The organism is Luteimonas salinilitoris (assembly GCF_041300785.1).
GTDB lineage: Bacteria > Pseudomonadota > Gammaproteobacteria > Xanthomonadales > Xanthomonadaceae > Luteimonas > Luteimonas salinilitoris.
In genome coordinates, this window is record NZ_JBFWIB010000055.1 from 1 (window position 1) to 920 (window position 920).

General features: G+C 72.4%; 2 protein-coding genes. Both read right to left on the reverse strand.

The genetic code is table 11. The features are described from left to right. A partial coding sequence (locus AB5T46_RS20405) for a 2-dehydro-3-deoxygalactonokinase (protein ID WP_370565944.1) occupies positions 1 to 237 on the reverse strand: 237 nt, incomplete at its 3' end. A gap of 63 nt (positions 238 to 300) precedes the next feature. Beyond that, on the reverse strand, positions 301 to 920 hold a 620-nt coding region (dgoD, locus tag AB5T46_RS20410), incomplete at its 5' end, for a galactonate dehydratase (RefSeq protein WP_370565945.1).

Genomic DNA, 920 nt, shown 5'->3' on the forward strand with positions numbered 1-920 from the left:
GACGCCGGCGGGACAGTCGACGTAGGGCACCTCCCTCCATCCGTTGCGGCTGCCGACCATGCCGCACAGCACGACGACCTCGTCGTCCCAGTCGCCGATGCAGGCGCGCAGCACCTCGGCATGACGGCCGCGGCAGGCGGTGGCGCCCTCGGCCGCGCGCCGCTGCGCCGTCACGGCGCCGGAGCCGTCGATGCGATAGGCGCGCAGCTGGCTGGTGCCCCAGTCGATCGCGATCATGCGCCGCGCTCCGGGAATTCGGGCGGACCGATCGCGGCGGCGCCCCGGATCATCGGCGGCGCCTCACCATTCGGCCACGCTGCCGTCGGCGTGGCGCCACAGCGGATTGCGCCACGCCGGTGGCTTGCGGCTCGCCGCCTGCAGGCGCTCCTCGTCGATCTCCACGCCCAGGCCCGGGCCGGGCAGGGCGCGGATGTAGCCGTCCTCGCAGCGGAAGTCGTCGGTGTTGCGCACGTAGTCGAGCAGGTCGGCATGCTGGTTGTAGTGGATGCCGATGCTCTGTTCCTGCAGCACGGCGTTGTGGGAGACGAAGTCGACCTGCAGGCAGGCGGCCAACGCCACCGGCCCCAGCGGGCAATGTGGCGCCAGGGCGACGTCGTAGGCTTCGGCCATGGCCGCGATGCGGAAGCATTCGCTGATGCCGCCGGCATGCGACAGGTCCGGCTGCAGGATCGACAGGCCGCCGGCGGCGAGCACCCGCTTGAACTCGAACCGCGAGTACATGCGCTCGCCCGCGGCCAGCGGGATGGCGCTGGCCGCGGCCAGGCGCGGGTACTGTTCGGCCTGCTCGGGAAGCACTGGCTCCTCGACGAACAGCGGCCGGTAGGGCTCCAGCTCGCGCAGCAGCACCCGCGCCATCGGCGCGCCGATCCGGCCGTGGAAGTCGATGCCGAAATCCACCG